The following is an 18,704-nucleotide window of genomic DNA, read 5'->3' as shown; positions in this document are numbered from 1 at the left end:
ATGGCATAATCACATATAATAGGAGGTTCAAATGAAAACAATTGCATTATTTAATAATAAAGGTGGTGTAGGGAAAACTACGATTGCTACTACATTAGCTTATGAATTAAGCAGAGCAGGTAAAAGGGTATTGATGATTGATTTAGATCCTCAATCAAATACAACGCAAGTAATCCTTAAAGAAGAGCAAGTAGAAAGAATTTATTTAGATAATTTAAAGAGACCAGATCGAATCAAGACAATAAAGGATATTTATAATCCTATGCGGGATTCTAACGAGGCGATTATTGGTGATGTAAGGGCTGCTGTTTTGCCAGGAAATAGACATTCTTTTAAATGCGATTTGATACCATCTCATTTAAGTTTATCTGAATTTGAAGATACTCTGAGTGATGCTTGGTCTGATTTACGCGCTAATAAATTGGGGGGATTTAGAAGAACTAATTGGTTTATTCAATTAAGAAATCAATTGAAAGATGATTATGATTTTGTGTTACTTGATTTAAGTCCGTCGCTAGGAGCTCTAAATAGATCTATACTTTTAAATATTGATCATTTTATTATTCCAGTTACAGGAGATATATACAATATATATGGTATAAAAAATATAGGAAGTTGGATTCAGAGTTGGATAAAAATCTATGAACGTTCTCTAGGTTATCTAAAAGATGATTACGACACATCTACATTAGAGGAATCGCAGATAAATCAGATAATATCTAAGGATAATTTCAATAAATTTTTAGGTTATATTATATCAAGAGCTAAAATGGGAAAGGATAAGAAAAAAGTAATTTCTTATCAAAAAACACATTTAGATGAAATACGACAAACAATAGATGATTCATTGAGTTTTTCAATTCCCGATGAGATTAAGGATGCGTTAGAATTAGGCTTAATTGTAGAACTCAGGAGTTTATTAACAGAATCTCAAGCGAATCACGTCCCAGCATATACTCGTGTTGCCAAAAAAATGGCTTTAGAGCAAAAATGGTCTAAAAGAAGTGTAGAAAATTCAGAATATGCTATTTTAAGTACTTTTGGGCATATTAGAGATTGTATTGAAAAAAATATCGGAGAGCTAAATGGAAATAAAAGTTAAATGGCCTAAACTATTACTTAGAAGCATAGCTTATAATAATTTAGCAGTTTTGTTTGGAGCAGGAATTCCTAATGAATTTGGTTTTCCCTTGTGGGGGACATTGATTGATGAACTAAATGAGGAATTCAAAGTGGAATTTAATTCCGAACAGGAGGAAGAACTAAATAATTACATAAGTAATAATGATTATTTAGAAGCTATGGAATTTCTTAACAGTATTGATCAAGAAAAAGTTATAGATTATATGTGTAGGAAATTTAACAAGGAGTCTTATGACTCGTCGATTCTTGATAATTCAAATGAATTATTGTTATTAAAACTTGACGCACATGCCTATTTAACAACTAATATTGATAATTCATTAGAATTTACTAAAAGCAAAGCTGGGAAAAAGTCTTCAATCATTTATTGCTATAATAAAGAAGATGACATAAAAGATAAACTTGTTTTCCATGATAATGAAAATGATCCTCTAATAATTAGATTACATGGAGAATTAGGTGAAAAGAAAAGTTTTATTTTTTCAAGTAAACAATATTCTGATCTCATGAATTCTAACTCATATATTTTTGAAAAAATCTTACCAGCACTCTTATTAACTTCTACCACTATTATTGTAGGATATTCTTTGTCAGATCCTGATATTCAGTTGCTGTTTGAAAAACTATATGCAGTAAAAGGCGTATGGAAAAATATGTTTTTTCTTAACACTAACAAAAATATGTCAAATTATCAAAAGAATAGAATGCAAGAAAAGTACGGAATAAAAGTTGTAGATCTTAATTTTGATACAACAGGACATAGTGAGATTCTAAAGGACTCATTAAAAGAATTATTACAAATAAAAGAAAAGATAAAAGGTTATAGTGCAGTTGACAAGAAAGAGTTATTCAATAAAAGCGATAATCAAATCATAGAAGCATTAAAAAAATAAACTAATATGAAGACGGATTGATTGAGGTGACGCCATGCACATTTTGATTGCACCGGATTCTTTCAAGGAAAGTTTGTCAGCTCCTCAGGTTGCTCGGGCTCTGCAGACGGGCTTTTCTCAGGCCTTGCCAAATGCAAGTTTTGACTTGCTGCCAGTCGGTGACGGCGGCGAGGGGACAATGGCTGCGCTGACAGCAAACTTGGGCTGGGCTGAATTTTACCACACTGTGACTGGACCCTTTGGCCAGCCAGTAAAAATGCCCTACGCCAGAAATGGTCAGCAAGCACTTTTTGAAATGGCTGATTTGGTCGGACTCGCATCTATTCCTCAGGAAAAACGAAATCCCTTGGCCATAGAGACCAAAGGGTTGGGAGAATTGATTTTGCACCTGGCTGAAGACGGTGTCAGAAAGATTTTAGTTGGTGTTGGGGGCTCAGCTAGCAATGACGGTGGAATTGGGCTGGCAGCGGGCCTTGGCTATGAATTTTTCGATGCGGATAATCATAGACTGCGCCCCATTGGCTCGTCTTTGGGAAAAGTCGCTCGAATTTCAGCTGAGCAGGTTCCTGCTTTCTTGAAGGAAGTTGAGATTGAGATTTTGACGGATGTAGACAATCCTCTCTGCGGAGAGCGAGGTGCGACAACTGTTTTCGGAGGACAGAAAGGTCTAGCTCCCCTACTCTTTTCTCAAGTAGACCAAGCCATGGCAAGCTTCTATCAGTTGGTCGCTCCTCAGGTGATTGATATGGAGGGAGCCGGAGCCGGAGGCGGAATGGCAGCAGGACTGCTTGCTTTTGCCGGAGGAAAAATCGTTTCGGGTATTGAAACCTGTCTAGATTTACTGGATTTTGATGAAAGAGTTAAAGAAGCGGACTTGGTCGTAGTTGGCGAAGGGCGGATGGATCGTCAGTCCTTGGCGGGCAAGGCACCGATCGGGGTCGCAAGACGAACACCAGAAGGCATCCCTGTACTGGCGATTTGCGGTAGCCTGGCTGATGATTTACCGGATTTCCCAGTTGAGAATATCCAGGCAGCTTTTCCGATTATTGCGCGAGCGGATAGGTTGGATAGGATTCTAGAGCAAGCGGAGCAAAATTTGATTCGCACAGCAAGAAATATTGGCAATGTACTAAAAATGAAAAAAAGCGGTTAGTCCGCTTTTTTTAGTAGATATTCAATTTCTTTTACAATCATGCCCTTTTCAAAGAAGAAGATGTCACAAGAAAGGTCACCAACGTCATTTTCTAGAAGGGTCACAATCCGATTCTGGTCGGGACTAAGCTGATAATGAGTGCAAGAAAATTGGACGGGGTTGTTATGGTAGACTTTTTGAATTTTAGTCAGGTAGTCCGCTTTGCCTTTGATGATTTCGATTGTGTCACCCTCTAATTCCCAACTAACATGATCAGAAAGAAAGGTCTGATAGGTGTGCCAATCGCGCTGATTTTCAGCTTCAAAAAAGGCAAAAAGTTTTTCTAAATTTGTCATCTTACCCAAACCATTTTTTCCACAGGGAGCGCTTTTCTTTTACTGGTTTTTCTGCTGGCTGAAGGAGGCTAGCAAACTGTTGGCTCATGTCCTTGTCATCTACTTGGACAAGATGGTCGCTATGGACAATCAGTCCAAAAGGAGAGGACTGGTAATCGCTAGAGACGATAGTGGCTTCGCAGCCTAGCTCCTTAGAGGCTTTTAGATAAAAGATTTGATTGCTAGACTCGACTTCTGGGGAAATTTTGACAATTACTGGTTGGCAGTTTTTGATAATGCTGCTGAGCATTTCCTTGAAATGACTGCGAATGAGAGAGCTGTTAGCTTGCTCAATAGAGCAGGAAGCCAGCACTCGCTCCTCAAAAGTACCTAAAAATCTACGCTGTTCATCAGGGTTGAGCTTGACTCCGCCCTGAGCTTTTTCCATGATTACTTTATTAATATCAGTCATAATAAAATTGTACCATAAAAGGAGAAATTCTAAAAGGTCGAATCTTCTTTCTGATTCGCTGGAAAAACATTTATATAATAAATTTGGAATCGCTTTCTTGTGCAAAAATTCTCAAATTTGCTTAGATTCTCTATTTTTCCTTGAAAAAAAAGCGTTTTTGAGGTATCATAGACTAGTAAATAATTTTAAATAATAAGGAGAGTAAGAAATGTCAATTATTACTGATGTTTACGCTCGCGAAGTCCTAGACTCACGCGGTAACCCAACACTTGAAGTAGAAGTTTATACTGAATCAGGTGCTTTCGGACGTGGTATGGTTCCATCAGGAGCTTCTACTGGTGAACACGAAGCAGTTGAACTTCGCGACGGTGACAAATCTCGTTACGGTGGTCTTGGTACACAAAAAGCTGTTGACAACGTAAACAACATCATTGCTGAAGCAATCATCGGCTACGATGTACGTGACCAACAAGCTATCGACCGTGCTATGATCGCACTTGACGGTACTCCTAACAAAGGTAAATTGGGTGCAAACGCAATCCTTGGTGTGTCTATCGCTGTAGCTCGTGCTGCTGCTGACTACCTTGAAATCCCACTTTACAGCTACCTTGGTGGATTCAACACTAAAGTTCTTCCAACTCCAATGATGAACATCATCAACGGTGGTTCTCACTCTGACGCTCCAATCGCTTTCCAAGAGTTCATGATCTTGCCAGTTGGTGCTCCAACATTTAAAGAAGCTCTTCGTTACGGTGCTGAAATCTTCCACGCTCTTAAGAAAATCCTTAAATCACGTGGTTTGGAAACTGCCGTAGGTGACGAAGGTGGATTCGCTCCTCGTTTCGAAGGAACTGAAGACGGTGTTGAAACTATCCTTGCTGCTATCGAAGCTGCTGGATATGTTCCTGGTAAAGACGTATTTATCGGATTTGACTGTGCATCATCAGAATTCTACGATAAAGAACGTAAAGTATACGACTACACTAAATTTGAAGGTGAAGGCGCTGCTGTTCGTACATCTGCAGAACAAATCGACTACCTTGAAGAGTTGGTTAACAAATACCCAATCATCACTATCGAAGATGGTATGGATGAAAATGACTGGGATGGTTGGAAAGCTCTTACTGAACGTCTTGGTAAGAAAGTACAACTTGTTGGTGACGACTTCTTCGTAACAAACACTGACTACCTTGCACGTGGTATCAAAGAAGGTGCTGCTAACTCAATCCTTATCAAAGTTAACCAAATCGGTACTCTTACTGAAACTTTTGACGCTATCGAAATGGCGAAAGAAGCTGGTTACACTGCCGTTGTATCACACCGTTCAGGTGAAACTGAAGATTCAACAATCGCTGACATCGCAGTTGCAACTAACGCAGGTCAAATCAAGACTGGTTCACTTTCACGTACAGACCGTATTGCTAAATACAACCAATTGCTTCGTATCGAAGATCAACTTGGTGAAGTTGCTCAATACAAAGGTCTTCAAGCTTTCTATAACTTGAAAAAATAATCTAACAAGATATAAGAGGAGCTAGGACTAAGTCCTAGCTTTTTTGGGGTAGAAAGATGAAACAATGGATATTTTTTGATTTAGGGTCAACCCTAATTGATGAAAGGGAGACCTATCATCTTTTCCGAGAACATTGCTTAGAAGTTCTGTGTGAGGCTGGGCATACTTTATCTCTTGAGGAATTTGAGGCTAAAATGATAGCTTTTGCTAAGGAAAATAAAGATCCTGTTAAGGAGACATGGACTTTCTTTGCACCGAGTGCTCTTTCACGTCCCAAATGGGATCATACAACAGATATTCTCTTTCAAGATGTAGCAACTGTTTTGGGAGAATTGAGTAAATCTTATCGCCTCGGCATCATTGCCAATCAGCAAGAAAATCTAGCAGAGCGTTTAGAACGATTTGAACTAGGCTCTTATTTTGGAGTAGTTGTAGGTTCTGCTGATGTTGGATTCAGTAAACCTGATCTAGCTATTTTTGAATACGCTTTGGAAAAAGCAGGTATTTCTCCACAGGAAGCTATTTACGTTGGAGATCGTATTGACAATGATATGATTCCTGCTAAAAAGCTAGGAATGACAACAATCTGGATTCGACAAGGTTTAGGAAAATATAATCAAGAAATTCCTGCGTTCCCTTGTGACTACATGGTTGAAAAAGTGAGTGATTTACTGAAGATTTTATAGCTTTCTTGTATCAAAATCAGTCTTTTATGGTATACTAGCAAAGTGGAAGGAGGAGTACAATGGAAGAATTATTAAATCAGGTCTTACTATCACAGGATAGGGAAGTTTTCAATCAGATATTTGACGATTACTATGCCATTGATATTGCTCTTTCTCTGGAAACCTTGGAGGATGAGGAAGGAAATCTCCTCAAAACCTTTACAGAAATGGCTAGTGACGATCAATTGGTAGAGATTTTAAAAGAAGCCGAGCCGGAGTTGCAACGACAGATTATCCAATCGATTTCTTTCAAACGTACCAGCACTCTTTTTCATCTTATGCCAGATGATGATGTGGTAGACATTTTGGGTTACTTGAGTGTGGACTTGCGTAAGCAATACTTAAGTATGATGAAAAATTCTAGTCAAGAGAATTTGAAAGCTATGTTGGCTTACGATCCTCAGACAGCTGGTGGTCTGATGACGACAGAATTCATCACCTTAAAAGAAAATCTAACTGTCTCCGCGACTCTCAATAAATTGAGGGAAATTTCGCCCAATACGGAAGTTATTGATACCTTATTTATTAGAGATGCTCATCATTCGCTGGTTGGCTGGATTGATATCCGTGATTTGTTTATTCATGATGCGGAGATGAAACTCAGCGAATTTATGAACACTCAGTTAGTGACTGTGACGCCAGAGGTTGACCAAGAAGAGGTGGCACAGCTTTCTGCCAAATATAATTTATCTGTCGTACCAGTCGTTAATCATCGGCAGGTATTACTAGGAATCATCACAATTGACGATATCGTCGATGTTTTGCAAGAAGAGTATCAAGAAGATATCTTGCGGATGGGTGGTGTACAAGAAAGTGAAGAAATTGGTGGGCCTTTCGTCGAATCACTCAAGAAACGCTTACCTTGGTTGATGATTAACCTAGTAACAGCATTTCTAGCTTCTGCGACAGTAGCACTTTTTGATGATACGATTTCAAAAGTTGTAGCATTAGCAGCGATTAGTCCTATTATCACGGGGATGGGTGGAAATTCTGCCTCTCAGACACTTGCTTTGGTTATCCAAGGAATTGCCTTGGGGAAACTGGATCTGAAAGAAGATCGGAATTTAGTATTCAAAGAAATCTTGCTAGCTTTGGTTAATGGTTTCTTTACTGGCTTGATTGCAGCGATTGTCATGTTTGTCTTCTATCAAAATTTCTATCTGTCTGTGATTGTTGTATTGGCTATGATGATCAATCTAGCATGTGGTGCTCTATTTGGTTACTTTGTACCGCTGATTATCAAGACACTGAATCAGGATCCAGCTCTAGCTTCGACCATTTTCATTACCACAGCAACAGATGTGTTAGGTTATCTAGCTTTTCTAGGCTTAGCACAAATTTTCTTACCATTGATTATATAAAAAATGATATACAAAAAACGCTTGATTTTTCAAGCGTTTTTGTTTTCTTAGTTGTCGAACAAACCTTTAACTTTATCAATAGCACCGCTGGCCATTTCATTTCCAGCTACTAATTTTTTAGCTTGATCAAGGTATTCACCGAGTTTGTCTTTGTTTTCTTCGATAAACTTTTTGGCGCCATCAAAGTCTTTCTTTTCAATCATTTCTTTTACTTGGTTAAATAAATCTACTGGATTCATAGTTGTTACTCCTTAGTAATTTTTTATACTATTTAATCAAATTTCTAATAGAAAGACAAGAATTCTGCTTATTTAAAGGTCACACAAACAGCTTCGGGAACGTAGAAATCGTGGGAGATTTCTGTTAATTTTCCACTCTCTGCATCGCGTTTGAAAATAGTTGCATTATCAGAGTCTTGATGGACGGCGATGATATGGTTTTGATCTGGTGTGATGTTGAAATCCCGCGGATTTTGGCCATTGGTAGGTGCAATCTGGATTAACTCCAAACTGCCGTCAGCTAAGATTTTGTAGACGGCAAGAGAGTCATGACCGCGGTTGGAACCGTAGAGGAACTTGCCGTCAGCAGACAGGCGGATAGCGGCTGTTCCATTGGCTCCTTCAAAGTCCTCTGGTAAGGTGGAGACAGTTTGCAGGTGTTCAAAATGGCCGACTCCATCGTAAATTAGGACTTCAATAGTAGAATTAAGCTCACAGATCAAATATGCGATTTTATAATGATGGTGGAAAACGATATGGCGGGCACCAGCTCCAGCGGCACACTTGTAAGTGTTCAGAGGAGCGAACTTTCCATCTTCAGAAACATCATAGGTGGTGACTTCATCAGTTCCCAAGTCGCAGGTGATCAGGTATTGATCTGGTGTAAGGTCAGCATAGTGGACATGGGCAGAGGTTTGGTTGGCGTGTGGTCCTTGACCTTGATGGCTAGCTGAGTCAGCCAGTTCCAGTCTTCCATCAGCCAGTTGTCTGTAGACCAAGACTTGTCCCTTATGATAATTGGCACCGTAAACCAAGTCACGCTCTTCGTCAACTGCCACATAGCAAAGCGGAGCTCCTTCTTCAACGACATGGTTGAGGAGCTGACCTGCCTTGTCAAAGGCTGCAATTCCCCCCTGTCCGTCCTTTGCCCCGACAGAATAGAGATGTCCAGCCTTATCAAAGGCTAGGTAGGTTGGACTAGGCTCTTCAGCGATCAAGGTCAAGTTTTCTAGCGCTCCCTTGCTAGAGTTAAAATCTGCCTTGTAAATTCCCTTGGAATCTTTGCGAGTATAGGTTCCAAAGTAAACCGTTTGTGTCATGACATTACCTCGTGTATATTTAGATTGCTTGCTACTATTATATCATAAAAGCAGATGATAGGCCTGAGAGCGGAGGATTTGCCTGATTTTCAAAAGAATAGTATTAGTTTGGAAAAAACAGATAAAAAACAGATAGTGGGTAGGAAGGGGATAGATGGCTTTGTTAGAATAGAATTGTTCAAAAAAACAATTACTGTCAGGAAGCAACAAACTTCCTGCTTGCTAAACAAAGGAGAAATCAAATGAACGTTAAAAAAATTGCTATGCTCGTTGCTCTTATCGGAATGTCAGGATTCTTTTTAGCCGCATGCGGAAATAAAGAAGCAGATAACTCAGAAATTAAGGACGGGAAACAAGTGGACTTCCAGAAGGATGCTGTTGATAAGAAGACCAAGACAGTAGATGGCAAAGAAGTGACAGAATACACAATGCCTGATGGAAATGTTATCCAAATTCCAGCAGATGGTGAGGAAATTCCAGAAGACGGATCAGGATCTAGCTCAGAAGCTGAATAAAGATTAAAACATGTAGGTTGGAGGCAATATGTTTCGAAGAAAAAAAATGAATCGTAAGACCATTCTATTGGGCAGCACGGTCATTCTCGCTTGTGCTGGACTGGGAGGCTATCTGTATTTTAGACAGATCAATCAACAACAGGCCATGAAAATGGTAGATAAGACGATTGATTCGCTGACAGTCCAAGAAGCTGTCAACAACAGTAAAAAAACAAGCCTGGTTTTATCTGGGGAAGTAGTTGCCAACAATAGCAGTAAGGTCAAGATTGACCCTTCTAAGGGGGAAGTCAAGGAAGTATTTGTCAAAAATGGCGATACTGTTACACAAGGGCAGCCGCTCTTTTCCTATGCGACAGAGCAGCAATTGACAGCCCAGTCGGCTCAATATGATGCTCAGTCCAAGGCTAATGGCATTACAGCCGCTCAAAATAGCGCTGCGATTAAATGGGAAACCTATAATCGTAAGTTGGCCAGTCTCAATGCTCTCAAAGACAAATACAATTCCAGTCAGGATGAGTCACTGCTAGAGCAGATTAAGTCTGCTGAAGACGAGCTGGCTCAGGCGCTGAGCGATGCCAAGACGGCGGATAATGAAGTAACGACAGCTCAGATTGAGGCTGAAAAGGCTCAGGTGACAGCTCAGACAGAATCAGATCGGATGAAGTATGATACTGTGACTGCCGATACAGCAGGAACAATTACCTCTATGAATGAAGATTTGCCCAATCAGTCCAAGGCCAAAAAGGAAGAAGAAAACTTTATTGAGATTATGGACAAGTCCAAAACTCTGGTCAAAGGTACTGTCAGTGAATTTGACCGTGAGAAGCTGAGTGTTGGCCAGAAAGTGGAAGTAGTGGATCGCAAGGATCCTAAGAAACGCTGGAGTGGTACGGTAACTCAGGTCGGCAGCTTGACAGCAGAAAATACTTCCAATAATAATGGTGGGAATAAGCAACAGGAAAATCCCAACCAAGGTAAGTATCCTTATACTGTAGAGCTGGATCAGGGTGGTGAGATGCCGCTAGTGGGTTCCCATTCCTATGTCAATATCGTGGAGAATGCTCCCGAGGCCGGCAAGGTAGTTGTCAATAAGGCTTATACTTTCAGTAAAAATGGCAAGACCTATGTCTGGAAGGTAGAGGGTAAGACTCTGAAAATGCATGAAGTCAAGACCAAGAAAGTGTCTGACCGTTTGGTGGAGATTACAGAAGGTCTGACTATGCAGGATACCATTTCAACACCGAGAGCAGGTATGGAAGAAGGGATGGAGGTAGGACAGCATGTTAAAGCTTAAGGATATCCACAAATCTTATCAGCAGGGCAGTCAGGAATTTCCAATTTTAAAAGGAATTGATCTGCATGTGAAAGAGGGGGATTTTCTAGCTATCATGGGACCGTCTGGATCTGGCAAGTCCACTCTGATGAACATTATCGGCTGTCTGGATAAGGCAAGTTCAGGGACTTATCATATTGAAGGGACCGATGTGTCTGAGCTGTCTGACAATCAGCTGTCCGATTTGCGCAATCAGAAGATTGGCTTTGTTTTTCAAAATTTTAACCTCATGCCCAAGCTGACGGCCTGCCAAAATGTGGAACTGCCTCTGACTTACATGAAAATTCCTAAAAAAGAGAGACGGGAGCGGGCTCTGGAAATGCTGCGGTTGGTCGGGCTGGAAGAAAGAAGTGATTTCAAGCCTATGGAGTTGTCCGGTGGTCAAAAGCAGCGGGTAGCCATTGCGCGAGCCTTGGTAACCAATCCCAGCTTCATCCTTGGTGACGAACCAACGGGGGCTCTGGATACCAAGACCAGTGTGCAGATTATGGACCTTTTCAAGCAGTTTAATGATGAGGGTAAGACCATTGTCATCATTACCCATGAGCCGGAAGTAGCTCAACTCTGCAAGCAGACGGTTATCCTGCGGGACGGTAATATAGAGAGCAAAGCGATAGGATAGAAAGGAAGCTGTATGGAAGATATTTTTGTAGCTCTGAATTCAATCTTGTCGCATAAAATGCGCTCTATGCTGACCATGTTGGGGATTATCATCGGGATAGGCGCTATCATCGCTATCTTTTCTATCATTGAGGGGAATACGGAAAATACCAAGCGTCAGCTCATTGGCGGCAACAATAACACAATCAAGGTCGTCTATGACAAGAAAAGCGCCATAGATCCAACCATTCCAGAGAAATCTCAAGCTCAGAAACCTTCTTATATTCCCTTTATGGGAGAGGATGTATTAAGCAAGATTAAGGAAATCTCTGGGGTCAAGAATGCTCTGCTGACCTATGGTACAGATGAGAAGATTTACTACCTGAGCCAAAAGTCATCTGGGAAGATTCAAGCTGTTTCGCAGACAGCCGCTGACATCAAGCAGCAACGTCTGCTAGAAGGTGAAGGATTTGACTCAGAAGCCTTTAAAAATCAAGAGCAGGTGACCTATCTGGAAAAGTCCCTTTATGACAGTCTTTTTCCAAAGGGTGATGGTATCGGAAAATATGTTGAAGTCTTAGGAAATCCCTTTAAGGTTATTGGCGTATTTGAGTCCACAGAGCAGAGTGGCTTAACAGCTGGTGCGGAAAAGGTGGCCTATATTCCCCTGCAGCAGTGGCATCGGATTTTTGATACCATTAATGTCAGTCCTGAAGTGACTGTCCAAACCCACAAGGCCGATGATTTAAAGAAGGTGGCCAAGAAGGTCAGTGATTATCTCAATCAGCAAATGCCACCGTCAGACTATATGTTTGGTGTGCTCAACCTGCAGGAATTTGAACGGCAGCTGGATAATCTCAACAAGTCTAACTTCGTCTTGCTAGCTGGTATTGCTAGCATCTCCCTCCTAGTCGGAGGTATCGGTGTTATGAATATCATGCTGGTTTCAGTGACTGAGCGGACTCGTGAAATTGGTATTAAAAAGGCTCTGGGAGCTCGACGGAAGATCATTCTCAAGCAGTTCCTGATAGAGGCAGTCATCCTAACCTTGATGGGAGGAATTATTGGCGTGGTGGCTGGTATCGCCTCTGGCTTTGCCATCACCCAGTCTCTAGCCTATCCGTATATTCTATCCCTCTTTTCTGTCTTTGTAAGTTTGCTCTTTTGTTGTATAATAGGAGTAGTATTTGGGCTCTTGCCAGCTGTGAAAGCATCCAAGCTGGATCCAATTGAAGCCCTGCGATTTGAATAGGTAAAGGAGAAAAATCTAAGTATGCACAAGATTCTAGTGGTGGAAGATGATACGACGATTAATCAGGTGATTTGCGAGTTTTTAAAGGAAAGTCAGTATGAGGTAAGGCCAGTCTTTGACGGAGGCGATGCTTTGCAGGCTTTTGAAGAAGAGCCCTTCGATCTGGTCATCTTAGATATGATGCTGCCGACCAAGAGCGGTCTGGAAGTACTGAAGGAAATCCGCAAGACTTCTCAGATTCCGGTCATGATTTTGACAGCTCTGGATGACGAGTATACCCAGCTGGTCAGCTTTAACCATCTCATCAGTGATTATGTAACCAAGCCTTTTTCACCGCTAATCTTAGTCAAACGGATTGAGAATATTCTGCGCAGAAATACTCTTGCTTCAGAGATTGCTGTTGGCGACCTGACGGTTTCGATTGATGACTGCACGGTTTACTGGCAGGGTGAGAAGATGCCTCTGACCAAGAAAGAATATGAAATCTTGCAGACTCTAGCTAAGAGGAAGGGCCACTTGGTGACCCGTGATCAGCTGATGAATACCATTTGGGGCTACAGCGAGCTGGATAGTCGGGTACTGGATAATCATATCAAGAATATCCGCAAAAAGATTCCGGGTGTGCCGCTGAAAACCATTACAGGTATGGGCTACCAGCTTGGAGGAGAAGACAAGTGAAAATTGTCAAAAAGAACTTTCTCTTGACCTCGTCCATCATTTTCGTGGTGGTGACTATCGTTCTAGCCAGTCTTTACTTTGCCATGCCGGTGTATTATCAGCAGGTTAAGAGTGGAGAAGCTCAGCGGGAATTTGACCAAGTTTCCAAGCAAGTTAAAGGAAAGTCCAGTCAGGAAATCGGCGAATTGTTGAGTGATTATAGTAAAAAGAGTAATCTGATTTGGTTTACCTTGCTGGCGAAAGACAATACGATTCTCTATCCTTCACTCGAAGCTGGCGATGAAAGTTCTCTGCAGCTGACCATCGTTCCGACAATTGCCAACAGTGACTATGAGAGCAAGAGTTTATCAGAAAGTTTTCGAACTTCAGATGGTAAAGAAGTTGTCCTGAGAGGAGAATATTCCTTACAGCCTGTTTCTGATGCTAGTCGGATTTTGCTCAATCTCTATCCATTTGTCTTGCTTGTGTCTCTGAGTCTAGGTGGTCTGGCTGCCTATCTCTATAGCCGGACTTCCAGTCAGCGTATCAAAGCCATCTCTAAGAGCACCCGTCAAATGACGAGTCTGGCGCCCGATGTGACCTGTCAGGTCAAGGGGCGTGATGAGATTGCTGAACTGGCTCAAGATATCAATCATCTCTATGCCAATCTGCTGACCAGTATCGAGGCTCTGCGCCTAGAAAATGAAAAGGTAGCAGAAAGCGAACGGGAAAAGGCTGAGTTTCTGCGGATGACCTCGCATGAGCTTAAGACCCCCATTACCAGTATGATGGGGATGGTCGATGGCATGATCTATGGAGTAGGAGAGTTTAAAGATCGAGACAAGTACTTGCAGAAGTGCCGAGAAATTCTAGAGGAGCAGTCGGAGTTAGTCCAGTCTATCTTAGCCATTTCTAAACTGGAGATGAAGACCGAAACCGAACAAGAAGTCTTTTCACTCAAGCAGGTCTTGGAGGAAAATCTGAGCACCTATCGAGTTTTAGCAGATGTCAGACACTACCATTTTCAAGTTGAGCTGGCAGAAGCGAAGGTCAAGGGTAACCGCACCTATCTGCTCAAGGCTATCAAAAATCTTCTGGACAATGCCTTTCATTATACAGTAGAAGGCGGACAGATTCTACTTAGGCTGGAAGAGCGTAAGCTAGTCATCGAAAATGAAGCGGAACGAGTCTTAAACAAAGACCAAATCCAGCAGATTTTTCAGCCTTTCTACCGGCCAGACTACAGTCGCAATCGAAAGGATGGCGGAACAGGTCTGGGACTCTTTATCGTTCAGCAGATTTTGGACAAGCATGGTCTGCGATATCAGTTTGAAGCCCTTGATGGGCGGAAGATGCGCTTTAGCATTTCTCTGCCAGCTGTCGAAAAATAGCCTTGCATTCTAGCTGGCCCTGCAGGAGCCAAAGAGAGAAGTCAGAAGCTGTATTTTGCGAAAAATACAAGTCTTCTGGCTCCTCTTTTTTTGCTTTTCCCTATAGTTGAGCAGAGAATTTTTCTCTGAAAAATGTTACAATGAAATGACAAGTTAAAGGAGGAGAATATGGAGCACAAAGAAAAAGATTTTAGCCTATCTTGGTTTTTTAAATGGTTTTTGGATAACAAGGCCATTACAGTCTTTCTAGTAACCCTCTTGATGGGACTGAATATTTTTATACTTAGTAAAATCAGTTTTATTTTTAGTCCAGTCATTGAATTTTTGGGAGTAATCATGCTGCCGGTTATTTTAGCTGGTCTGCTTTATTATCTGTTAAATCCGATTGTTGACTGGATGGAAAAGCATAAGATTAATCGACTGGTTGCTATTACCATTGTCTTTGTTTTAATTGCTTTTTTGATTATCTGGGGCTTGGCTGTTGCTATTCCTAGCTTGCAGCATCAGGTCATGGCCTTTGTCAGAAATGTTCCGGCTTATCTGAAGCAGGCTGACAAGTTCATCGACGATGTTGTGACCAAGTATATTTCGGCAGATTTCAAGCCGCAGATTGAGGAATACACTAGCAATCTGTCTAGCCAGATTACCGATTGGGCCAGCAATTTTTCATCGCGGGCAGTCAATTGGGCGGGGAACTTAATCAGTACAACTTCGCAGATTGTCGTGGCTATTATCATCATGCCGTTTATCCTTTTTTATCTGCTGAGAGACGGGAAAAACCTGAAAGGCTATGTAACCCAGTTTCTGCCAACTAAATTCCGAGAATCCTTTGGTCAAGTGATGACGGATATCAACAGTCAGCTGGCCAACTATGTGCGAGGTCAGGTGACGGTTGCTATCATTGTAGCTCTGATGTTTATCGTTTTCTTCAAGATTATTGGTCTGCGCTATGGTGTCACTCTTGGAGTCATTGCAGGCGTTCTCAATCTGGTACCTTACCTGGGCAGCTTTTTGGCTATGCTTCCGGCTCTGGCAATCGGTTTGATTGCCGGGGGTCCGGTGATGCTGGCTAAGGTCATTGTCGTTTTCATCATTGAGCAGACTATCGAGGGGCGTTTTGTTTCTCCTCTGGTCTTGGGCAGTCAGCTCAGCATTCATCCGATTACGATTTTATTCGTATTATTGACTTCTGGTACCATGTTTGGCATTTGGGGCGTTTTCCTGGGAATTCCTGCCTATGCTTCGGCCAAGGTTGCCATTGCAGCCATCTTTAAGTGGTATCAGAAAGTAAGTGGCCTCTATGAAGCCGATTTTGAACAAGAAGGAGAGAGCAGTGAGCAAGAGTGAGCAAATGTTGGCAGCTTTACAGGAGCAGGACCTAGCTCTGGCTGACCGTTATTTCGAGCAAGCCTTGACTACAGACAGCGAAGAAGAATTATTGGATTTGGCCGATTACTTAGAGAGTATCGGCTTTTTCCCTCAGGCCAAGCGTATTTTTGAAAAGTTGTCTCCTGGCTATCCAGCTTCTTATATCAGTCTGGCAGCTATTGCCAGTGACGATGGGGACTTGGAGCAGGCTTTTGCCTATCTGGAGGAGATTCAGCCAAGCAGTGACTGGTATGTCGCTGCTCTCTTGGCTAAGGCTGACCTCTATCAGCTAGAGGGGCTTCCTGATGTGGCTCGTGAAAAATTAGCTCAGGCAGCAGAGCTGACTGATGAGGCTTTAGTAACCTTTGGTCTGGCTGAGATAGATTTGGAGTTGGGGGATTTTTCTCAGGCGATTAAGGAATATGCCCAGCTAGACAATCGCTCAATCTTTGAACAGACAGGCGTCTCAACCTATCAGCGGATTGGGGTCTGCTATGCCAGTCTTGGAAAATTTGCGCCGGCCATTGAGTTTTTGGAGAAAGCAGTTGAGCTGGAGTATGACGATGCTGCGGTTTATGAGCTGGCAACTATATTAGCGGATCAGGAAGAATACCAAAAGGCCAATCTTTATTTCAAGCAATTGGATACTCTGTCACCGGATTTTGAAGGCTACGAATATGGCTATGCCCTGTCTCTTCATGCGGAGCATCGGACGGCCGAAGCTCTGACTCTTGCCCAGCAGGGCTTGGCTAAGAATCCTTTTGAGACTCGGCTCTTGCTCCTAGCATCACAGCTTTCTTATGAACTTCATGATGAGAAAGCTGCTGAAAATTATCTTTTGCATGCTCAGGAAGATGCGGATGGTTTGGAAGAGATTGCCTTGCGACTGACTACTCTTTATTTGGAGCAGGAGCGCTATGAGGAGATTTTAGAATTTGCAGAGCAAGAAGTCGATAATGCCTTGACCCGCTGGAATTTGGCGCGTGCTTATCAGGCTTTGGAAAGTCTGGAAAAAGCAGAGGAACTTTATAATCAACTGGCTCATGAACTGCAAGACAATCCAGAGTTTCTGGAGCAGTATGTCTATCTTTTGCGAGAACTAGGCAGATTCGACGAAGCTAAAAAGGCTGCGGCTTCTTACTTGAGATTGGTACCTGATGATGCTAGTATGCAGGAGCTTTATGAAAGCTTATAAGAGCTCAAGAAGCACTTGCTCAGCTCTTTCCCACAATTTATGGTATAATGATTGGCGGTAGAAATTCAGTAAGTACATGTAATTAGGATGAAAAAATTTTAGCTGGATGGGCAATAGTATTTATAAGAAGAGAAAGATTAAGGAAAAAGAATGGCAGAACCAATCAAATTATTTCAATATAATACTTTGGGAGCTTTGATGGCTGGTCTTTACGATGGCAGTATGACTGTTGGAGAGCTGCTGCAGTATGGAGATTTGGGTTTGGGAACGCTGGACTCTATTGATGGAGAGCTCATTATTCTCGATGGTAAGGCTTATCAGGCAAAGGGATCTGGAGAGGTGCCAGAAGTGGTTGAAGTGTCACCGGATATGACTGTGCCTTATGCGGCAGTGGTTCCTCACCAAGCGGAGGTCATTTTCCGTCAGCGCTTTGAGATGAACGACAAGGAACTGGAAAAGCGGATTGAGTCTTACTATGATGGGGAAAATCTTTTCCGCTCTATCAAGATTCATGGTGATTTCGCCCGCATGCATGTTCGGATGATTCCCAAGTCTACAACGGAGCGTAAGTTTGCAGAAGTAGCGGTCAATCAGCCTGAGTACTGTAAGGAAAATATCACTGGAACCATCGTTGGTATCTGGACGCCTGAGATTTTCCACGGGGTCAGTCTGGCAGGCTATCATCTGCATTTTGTATCGGATGATCTGACTTTTGGCGGTCATGTCATGGACTTTGTCATCAAGGAAGGCGTTGTCGAGTTGGGAGCTGTAGACCAGCTGGATCAGCGTTTTCCAGTTCAGGATCGCAAGTATCTCTTTGCTAAGTTTAATATGGATGAGATGAAAGAAGATATGGAAAAGTCGGAATAAATAGCAGGAGCTAGCATTGTTTGCTGCCCTCTTTTTTGATATAATTGGAAAAAGAACAGAGGAGAAGTGAAGCTATGATTTATTTGGTAAACGCCAGCCCAAATAGGAATGGCAATAGTTTTAAGCTGGGGCACTTTTTTCTGCGGGATAGAGATTACGAGGCCCTTCAATTAGTGGACTACCATATTGAGCAATATGGCCAGTCAGCAGAAAACGATCAGTTCTTTCAAGTTTATGAGCAGCTGAGCCAAGCCGATGTTTTGGTGTTTACCAGTCCTATTTATTGGTGGTCTTTTTCGGGTTTGCTAAAAACTCTGTTGGACCGAGTGGCTGATGTGCATGAGCCGCAGGAAGCACTTAAGGGCAAAAAGGTATTCTTGCTCTTGCAAGGTTCTCAGCCCAGCAAAGAAATTGAAATGCTGGACTACGTCATGAACCGTTTTTGCCGGAACTGCGGACTCAAATATGAGGGGCTGGCAGTGACCAATCATAAGCTAAAAGAAATCGAAGGTTGGGAATTAGCAGCCCTGCAGGAAAAATTAGATAAGGTTTTATCAGAAGGTTAAAAGTGAGAAGATTCGTTTGCGGATCTTCTTTTTTACTATAAAAATGGAGCCTTTTTTTTATGTGT

At 41.9% G+C, this 18,704-nt stretch carries 21 protein-coding genes; 17 read left to right on the top strand and 4 right to left on the bottom strand.

The window, feature by feature from the left end:
• Positions 1-31 precede the first annotated feature (31 nt).
• Genes RP262_RS03065 through RP262_RS03055 form a run of 3 tightly spaced genes read left to right on the top strand, consistent with a single transcriptional unit; the run spans position 32 to position 3,189 of the window.
• Positions 32-1,102 (top strand): AAA family ATPase, encoded by a 1,071-nt coding sequence (locus tag RP262_RS03065; protein WP_311154269.1) that lies wholly within the window; start codon positions 32-34, stop codon positions 1,100-1,102.
• A complete protein-coding gene (locus tag RP262_RS03060) occupies positions 1,086-2,036 on the top strand; it encodes an SIR2 family protein (protein ID WP_311154268.1) in 951 nt (316 codons plus the stop codon). Before RP262_RS03065 ends, RP262_RS03060 begins: the two co-directional genes overlap by 17 nt.
• 34 nt (positions 2,037-2,070) lie before the next feature.
• Entirely contained in the window at positions 2,071-3,189 is a 1,119-nt protein-coding gene (locus tag RP262_RS03055) for a glycerate kinase (protein ID WP_311154267.1), read from the top strand.
• On the opposite strand, the gene RP262_RS03050 is transcribed toward RP262_RS03055, so the two are convergent.
• Together RP262_RS03050 and RP262_RS03045 are read right to left on the bottom strand one after the other, a co-directional pair.
• Positions 3,186-3,524: a nuclear transport factor 2 family protein gene (locus tag RP262_RS03050; RefSeq protein ID WP_311154266.1), complete on the bottom strand. Its 339-nt coding sequence runs from the start codon at positions 3,522-3,524 to the stop codon at positions 3,186-3,188. The two genes, RP262_RS03055 and RP262_RS03050, sit on opposite strands and share 4 nt — an antisense overlap.
• Position 3,525: 1 nt before the next feature.
• Complete coding sequence (locus tag RP262_RS03045; RefSeq protein WP_311154265.1) at positions 3,526-3,975, bottom strand: DUF1694 domain-containing protein; 450 nt, start codon at positions 3,973-3,975, stop codon at positions 3,526-3,528.
• 208 nt (positions 3,976-4,183) lie between these two features.
• Between RP262_RS03045 and eno the strand changes: the two genes are divergently transcribed.
• From eno to mgtE, 3 genes are read left to right on the top strand one after another with little or no spacing between them, the layout of a single operon-like run.
• Positions 4,184-5,488, top strand: coding sequence for a surface-displayed alpha-enolase (eno, locus tag RP262_RS03040; RefSeq protein WP_311154264.1), 1,305 nt, complete (start codon positions 4,184-4,186; stop codon positions 5,486-5,488).
• Between the two features lie 56 nt (positions 5,489-5,544).
• Positions 5,545-6,174 carry an HAD-IA family hydrolase gene (locus RP262_RS03035; protein ID WP_311154263.1) on the top strand — a complete coding sequence of 210 codons (630 nt, stop codon included), beginning with the start codon at positions 5,545-5,547 and terminating at the stop codon, positions 6,172-6,174.
• A gap of 59 nt (positions 6,175-6,233) precedes the next feature.
• Complete coding sequence (gene mgtE, locus RP262_RS03030; protein ID WP_002910047.1) at positions 6,234-7,574, top strand: magnesium transporter; 1,341 nt, start codon at positions 6,234-6,236, stop codon at positions 7,572-7,574.
• Positions 7,575-7,621: 47 nt separating this feature from the next.
• On the opposite strand, the gene RP262_RS03025 is transcribed toward mgtE, so the two are convergent.
• Both RP262_RS03025 and RP262_RS03020 read right to left on the bottom strand, forming a co-directional pair.
• Positions 7,622-7,813 (bottom strand): hypothetical protein, encoded by a 192-nt coding sequence (locus RP262_RS03025; protein WP_002910045.1) that lies wholly within the window; start codon positions 7,811-7,813, stop codon positions 7,622-7,624.
• 68 nt (positions 7,814-7,881) lie between these two features.
• Positions 7,882-8,892: a lactonase family protein gene (locus RP262_RS03020; RefSeq protein ID WP_002910040.1), complete on the bottom strand. Its 1,011-nt coding sequence runs from the start codon at positions 8,890-8,892 to the stop codon at positions 7,882-7,884.
• Positions 8,893-8,946: 54 nt separating this feature from the next.
• Here RP262_RS03020 and RP262_RS03015 point away from each other — a divergent pair, with 54 nt between their 5' ends.
• The 11 genes from RP262_RS03015 to RP262_RS02965 all read left to right on the top strand — a co-directional run bounded on the left by RP262_RS03015 (position 8,947) and on the right by RP262_RS02965 (position 18,639).
• Positions 8,947-9,138 carry a hypothetical protein gene (locus tag RP262_RS03015; RefSeq protein WP_002910038.1) on the top strand — a complete coding sequence of 64 codons (192 nt, stop codon included), beginning with the start codon at positions 8,947-8,949 and terminating at the stop codon, positions 9,136-9,138.
• Positions 9,135-9,407, top strand: coding sequence for a hypothetical protein (locus RP262_RS03010; RefSeq protein ID WP_002895853.1), 273 nt, complete (start codon positions 9,135-9,137; stop codon positions 9,405-9,407). The genes RP262_RS03015 and RP262_RS03010 overlap by 4 nt, the downstream gene beginning before the upstream one ends.
• Before the next feature lie 28 nt (positions 9,408-9,435).
• Positions 9,436-10,701, top strand: coding sequence for an efflux RND transporter periplasmic adaptor subunit (locus RP262_RS03005; RefSeq protein WP_002910035.1), 1,266 nt, complete (start codon positions 9,436-9,438; stop codon positions 10,699-10,701).
• Positions 10,688-11,362, top strand: a complete 675-nt coding sequence (locus RP262_RS03000) for an ABC transporter ATP-binding protein (protein ID WP_002895848.1) — start codon at positions 10,688-10,690, stop codon at positions 11,360-11,362. Before RP262_RS03005 ends, RP262_RS03000 begins: the two co-directional genes overlap by 14 nt.
• A gap of 12 nt (positions 11,363-11,374) precedes the next feature.
• Positions 11,375-12,592: an ABC transporter permease gene (locus tag RP262_RS02995; RefSeq protein WP_002897806.1), complete on the top strand. Its 1,218-nt coding sequence runs from the start codon at positions 11,375-11,377 to the stop codon at positions 12,590-12,592.
• A gap of 21 nt (positions 12,593-12,613) precedes the next feature.
• The gene (locus RP262_RS02990) at positions 12,614-13,270 is read left to right on the top strand and encodes a response regulator transcription factor (RefSeq protein ID WP_002915478.1); all 657 of its coding nucleotides are present in this window, start codon (positions 12,614-12,616) and stop codon (positions 13,268-13,270) included.
• Entirely contained in the window at positions 13,267-14,640 is a 1,374-nt protein-coding gene (locus RP262_RS02985; RefSeq protein WP_311154262.1) for a HAMP domain-containing sensor histidine kinase, read from the top strand. Before RP262_RS02990 ends, RP262_RS02985 begins: the two co-directional genes overlap by 4 nt.
• A gap of 168 nt (positions 14,641-14,808) precedes the next feature.
• On the top strand, positions 14,809-15,987 hold the full coding sequence (locus RP262_RS02980) for an AI-2E family transporter (protein ID WP_311154261.1): 1,179 nt from the start codon (positions 14,809-14,811) through the stop codon (positions 15,985-15,987).
• Positions 15,974-17,203 carry a hypothetical protein gene (locus RP262_RS02975; RefSeq protein WP_311154260.1) on the top strand — a complete coding sequence of 410 codons (1,230 nt, stop codon included), beginning with the start codon at positions 15,974-15,976 and terminating at the stop codon, positions 17,201-17,203. The genes RP262_RS02980 and RP262_RS02975 overlap by 14 nt, the downstream gene beginning before the upstream one ends.
• 150 nt (positions 17,204-17,353) lie before the next feature.
• Positions 17,354-18,073 carry an acetolactate decarboxylase gene (gene budA, locus RP262_RS02970; RefSeq protein WP_125445183.1) on the top strand — a complete coding sequence of 240 codons (720 nt, stop codon included), beginning with the start codon at positions 17,354-17,356 and terminating at the stop codon, positions 18,071-18,073.
• A 74-nt stretch (positions 18,074-18,147) separates the two neighbouring features.
• Positions 18,148-18,639: a flavodoxin family protein gene (locus RP262_RS02965; protein ID WP_002919258.1), complete on the top strand. Its 492-nt coding sequence runs from the start codon at positions 18,148-18,150 to the stop codon at positions 18,637-18,639.
• Positions 18,640-18,704: the final 65 nt, after the last annotated feature.

Origin of the sequence: uncultured Streptococcus sp. (genome assembly GCF_963456385.1) — a bacterium.
Classification (GTDB): domain Bacteria; phylum Bacillota; class Bacilli; order Lactobacillales; family Streptococcaceae; genus Streptococcus.
This window is presented reverse-complemented; position numbering and strand designations above follow the sequence as displayed.

Bases quoted from the DNA above. Each gene is read 5' to 3' on its own strand.
- RP262_RS03065 (WP_311154269.1), top strand. From the start codon at position 32: ATGAAAACAATTGCATTATTTAATAATAAAGGTGGTGTAGGGAAAACT.
- RP262_RS03060 (WP_311154268.1), top strand. From the start codon at position 1,086: ATGGAAATAAAAGTTAAATGGCCTAAACTATTACTTAGAAGCATAGCT.
- RP262_RS03055 (WP_311154267.1), top strand. From the start codon at position 2,071: ATGCACATTTTGATTGCACCGGATTCTTTCAAGGAAAGTTTGTCAGCT.
- RP262_RS03050 (WP_311154266.1), bottom strand. From the start codon at position 3,524: ATGACAAATTTAGAAAAACTTTTTGCCTTTTTTGAAGCTGAAAATCAG.
- RP262_RS03045 (WP_311154265.1), bottom strand. From the start codon at position 3,975: ATGACTGATATTAATAAAGTAATCATGGAAAAAGCTCAGGGCGGAGTC.
- eno (WP_311154264.1), top strand. From the start codon at position 4,184: ATGTCAATTATTACTGATGTTTACGCTCGCGAAGTCCTAGACTCACGC.
- RP262_RS03035 (WP_311154263.1), top strand. From the start codon at position 5,545: ATGAAACAATGGATATTTTTTGATTTAGGGTCAACCCTAATTGATGAA.
- mgtE (WP_002910047.1), top strand. From the start codon at position 6,234: ATGGAAGAATTATTAAATCAGGTCTTACTATCACAGGATAGGGAAGTT.
- RP262_RS03025 (WP_002910045.1), bottom strand. From the start codon at position 7,813: ATGAATCCAGTAGATTTATTTAACCAAGTAAAAGAAATGATTGAAAAG.
- RP262_RS03020 (WP_002910040.1), bottom strand. From the start codon at position 8,892: ATGACACAAACGGTTTACTTTGGAACCTATACTCGCAAAGATTCCAAG.
- RP262_RS03015 (WP_002910038.1), top strand. From the start codon at position 8,947: ATGATAGGCCTGAGAGCGGAGGATTTGCCTGATTTTCAAAAGAATAGT.
- RP262_RS03010 (WP_002895853.1), top strand. From the start codon at position 9,135: ATGAACGTTAAAAAAATTGCTATGCTCGTTGCTCTTATCGGAATGTCA.
- RP262_RS03005 (WP_002910035.1), top strand. From the start codon at position 9,436: ATGTTTCGAAGAAAAAAAATGAATCGTAAGACCATTCTATTGGGCAGC.
- RP262_RS03000 (WP_002895848.1), top strand. From the start codon at position 10,688: ATGTTAAAGCTTAAGGATATCCACAAATCTTATCAGCAGGGCAGTCAG.
- RP262_RS02995 (WP_002897806.1), top strand. From the start codon at position 11,375: ATGGAAGATATTTTTGTAGCTCTGAATTCAATCTTGTCGCATAAAATG.
- RP262_RS02990 (WP_002915478.1), top strand. From the start codon at position 12,614: ATGCACAAGATTCTAGTGGTGGAAGATGATACGACGATTAATCAGGTG.
- RP262_RS02980 (WP_311154261.1), top strand. From the start codon at position 14,809: ATGGAGCACAAAGAAAAAGATTTTAGCCTATCTTGGTTTTTTAAATGG.
- budA (WP_125445183.1), top strand. From the start codon at position 17,354: ATGGCAGAACCAATCAAATTATTTCAATATAATACTTTGGGAGCTTTG.
- RP262_RS02965 (WP_002919258.1), top strand. From the start codon at position 18,148: ATGATTTATTTGGTAAACGCCAGCCCAAATAGGAATGGCAATAGTTTT.